General features: G+C 71.6%; 4 protein-coding genes. All 4 read right to left on the bottom strand.

Annotation, left to right across the window (positions count from 1 at the left end):
• Nucleotides 1-14 precede the first annotated feature (14 nt).
• The gene (hemA, locus tag AC2W7J_RS16995; protein ID WP_485983851.1) at nt 15-998 is read right to left on the bottom strand and encodes a glutamyl-tRNA reductase; all 984 of its coding nucleotides are present in this window, start codon (nt 996-998) and stop codon (nt 15-17) included.
• Nucleotides 995-1,678 carry a redox-sensing transcriptional repressor Rex gene (locus AC2W7J_RS16990; protein WP_255184266.1) on the bottom strand — a complete coding sequence of 228 codons (684 nt, stop codon included), beginning with the start codon at nt 1,676-1,678 and terminating at the stop codon, nt 995-997. The genes hemA and AC2W7J_RS16990 overlap by 4 nt, the downstream gene beginning before the upstream one ends.
• 134 nt (nt 1,679-1,812) lie before the next feature.
• The gene (locus AC2W7J_RS16985) at nt 1,813-2,061 is read right to left on the bottom strand and encodes a glutaredoxin family protein (protein WP_421008691.1); all 249 of its coding nucleotides are present in this window, start codon (nt 2,059-2,061) and stop codon (nt 1,813-1,815) included.
• An 8-nt stretch (nt 2,062-2,069) separates the two neighbouring features.
• Nucleotides 2,070-3,122 (bottom strand): lysophospholipid acyltransferase family protein (locus tag AC2W7J_RS16980; protein ID WP_485983849.1); only part of this gene is annotated, 1,053 nt, incomplete at its 5' end.

The following is a 3,122-nucleotide window of genomic DNA, read 5'->3' as shown; positions in this document are numbered from 1 at the left end:
CCCAGGTGGCTTGGTCACGGGCGTCGCCGACGGAGCGAGCGGGCCTGCTCGACCTCGGGCACGGCGCCACCGGAGCCGAGCAGCCCACCGAGCTCGGCCAGTCCCAGCCGGACGACGCCCGTGAGGCCGGCGACCTCGTGGGCGATGTCGTGCGGGAGCGCGAGGTCGATGTAGGCCTGGCGGCGACCGCCACGCGAGACCTGGGCGTCGGCGACCTCGGCGAGCGAGATCGCCAGGCCGGTCGAGCCGGTGCACGAGATGACGATGTCGGCGTCCGCGAGCGCCTCGGCGAGCTCGTCGAGCGGCCGGGCGGTGCCCTCGAGCCGCTCGGCGAGGGCGAGCCCGCGCTCGTGGGTGCGGTTGACGACGGTGAGGCGCTCGACGCCGCGGCGCACGCTGCTCGTCGCCGCGAGGGCGCTCATCGCGCCGGCGCCGACGACGAGGACGTGGGCCTGCGCGAGCGGGCCGACGTGCTGCTCGGCGGCATCGAGACCGACGCCGACGAGCGACCGGGAGACCTCGTCGATGCCCGTCTCGGAGTGCACCTGCTTGCCGGTGCGCAGGGCCTGCTGGACGAGCGAGTTGATGCTCGGGCCCACGTGACCGCCCGCCTGGCCGCGGGCGAGCGCGTCCCGCAGCTGGCCGAGGATCTGCGACTCACCGACGGCCATCGAGTCGAGACCCGCGGCGACGTTGAAGACGTGGGCGACGGCGGCATCCCCGTAGTGCAGGTCGAGGTGCTCCTTGAGGTCGTCGTGCGTGATGCCCGTCGAGGTCGTCATGGCGTCGGTGAGGTCGGCGACCGCGCCGTGGAACCCGCTGACCTCGGCATAGATCTCGGTGCGGTTGCACGTCGCGACGACGAGGTGCTCCGAGATGTCGGGGCTGGCCTCGGCGGCGGAGAGGATCCGGTCGAGGCTCACCTCGTCGAGCGCGGCCTTCTCCAGCACGGAGATGGGCGCACGTCGGTGGTTGAGCCCGAAGGCGAGCAGACTCATCGGCCGGCCGCCTCCTCGATGAGCTCGTCTGCGACGCCCACGCGCTGCTGCTCGTGGAAGGCGAGGATCTGCAGCTCGGTGGACAGGTCGACCTTGCGCATGTGCACCCCTTCGGGAACCTGGATGGCCGTCGCGGCGAAGTTGAGGATGGAGCTGACCCCGGCGTCGACGAGCAGGTCGGCGACCGCCTGGGCCGAGGAGGCCGGCGTCGCGATGACCCCGATGCACGCCTCGCCCGGGGTGACGAGCGCAGACAGCGCCGCCATCGGCTGGATGACGAGGTCGTCGAGGCTCTCGCCGACGATCTGCTCGTCGCGGTCGAGCAGGGCCACGACCTTGAAGCCCTTCGTCGCGAAGCCACCGTAGGAGGCGAGAGCGCGCCCGAGGTTGCCCATGCCGACGATGACGACGGGCCAGTCGTGGGTCAGGCCGAGGGCCCGCGAGATCTGGTAGGTCAGGTGGGCGACGTCGTAGCCGACGCCCCGCACGCCGTAGGAGCCGAGGTGGCTGAGGTCCTTGCGCAGCTTGGCGGAGGAGACCCCGGCGCTGTGCGCGAGCTCCTCGGACGAGACCGACTGGACGTCCTGGGCGGTCAGCTGACCCAGCGCCCGAAGGTATCCGGGAAGTCGCGCGACCGTTGCGTCGGGAATCTCCCGCTTGGCGGCCTGATCGACGGACACGGCTGGGCTCGACTCCTCTCGCGGTCGTGGGGCGAGCGGCGCCGAACGACCGAACGGCCCCGACATTACGCTCTTGTGAACAAATGCACAAAGTCGTCGCGGTCCGTGGACGGACGCCGGCGACCACCCCCGGATCAGCGCTGCAGGGCCGCGCGCAGCCGCCCTTCGTCTACTCGCCAGTAGTCGTGCTGGCGGCCGTCGACGAAGGTCACCGGCACCTCCTCGGTGTAGCGCGCGAGCTGCGGGTCGGCATCGATGTCGACCTCGGCGAAGCTGTCGCCGGTCTCGGCGACGACGCGCGCGATGACCGCGCGGGCCTCGTCGCACAGGTGGCAGCCCACGCGGCCGACCATGACGACGCGGGCATCGGGCAGTGCGGGCACCGGACCTCCTAGAAGAAGACGGAGCGGCGGGTGACGAGCACCGAGTAGAGCGTCTGCTGGATCGTCTCGCGCACCTGGTCGGTGAGCTCGAAGACGAGCATCGGGTCCTCGGCCGCCGCCGGGCCGAGCGATGCCGTGTCGACCGGCTCGCCGAACTCGATGATCCACTTGCTCGGCAGCGGGATCAGACCCAGCGGGCCGAGCAGCGGGAAGAAGGGTGTGATCGGCGCGTATGGGGCGCCGATCAGACGGGCCACCGTCTTCATGTTGCCGATCATCGGGTAGACCTCCTCGGCCCCGACGACGGAGCACGGGATGATCGGCACCTCGGAGCGGATCGCCGCGGAGACGAAGCCACCCCGACCGAAGCGCTGCAGCTTGTAGCGCTCGCGGAAGGGCTTGCCGACACCCTTGAAGCCCTCGGGCCACACACCGACGAGCTCGCCGCCGCGCAGCAGCCGCTCCGCGTCGGCATTGGACGCCAGGGTCGCACCCGTCTTGCGGGCGACGTCACCGACGACCGGCAGCTGGAAGACGAGGTCGGCTCCGAGCATGCGCAGGAAGCGCTGCTGCGGGTGGGCGTCGTGGATCGCCAGCTGGGTGATGACCGAGTCGATCGCGACGGTGCCCGAGTGGTTGGACACGAGCAGGGCACCGCTGTCGGCCGGGATGTTCTCGATACCCCGGACCTCGACGCGGAACCACTTGTCCTTGAGCAGGCGCAGCACCGGGAAGACGGTGTGCGTCGTGAAGTCGCGGTCGAAGCCGAAGTCGTCGACGGCGTAGTCGCCCTTGACCCGGCGCTGGAGGAAGTGGAGCGTCTCCGCGAAGCGCCGCTCCCAGTCCTCCCCCGCCGCCGCGCCGGCGGCCTGGCCGAGCGTGCGCGAGGTCATCTGACCGGCGGACAGGAGCACGGACAGCAGCTCCGCGAGCCCCGGCACGAGAGCCTGCCCGCTCTCCGGGGTGCCCGGGGTCGACGTCGGCTGGACCGGCTGGCACCGCGGGGCGCCACGGGTCGACGACCCCGACGTCGCGGTGCGAGAGCCGCGCGAGCCGGCAGT

This window comes from Janibacter sp. CFPM2_SD2 (assembly GCF_057364645.1).
The sequence above is the reverse complement of the archived record's forward strand: the minus strand, read 5'-3'. Positions and strand labels throughout refer to the sequence as shown.

Excerpts from the sequence above, each read along its gene's own strand:
- hemA (WP_485983851.1), bottom strand. The coding sequence starts at position 998 with ATGAGTCTGCTCGCCTTCGGGCTCAACCACCGACGTGCGCCCATCTCC.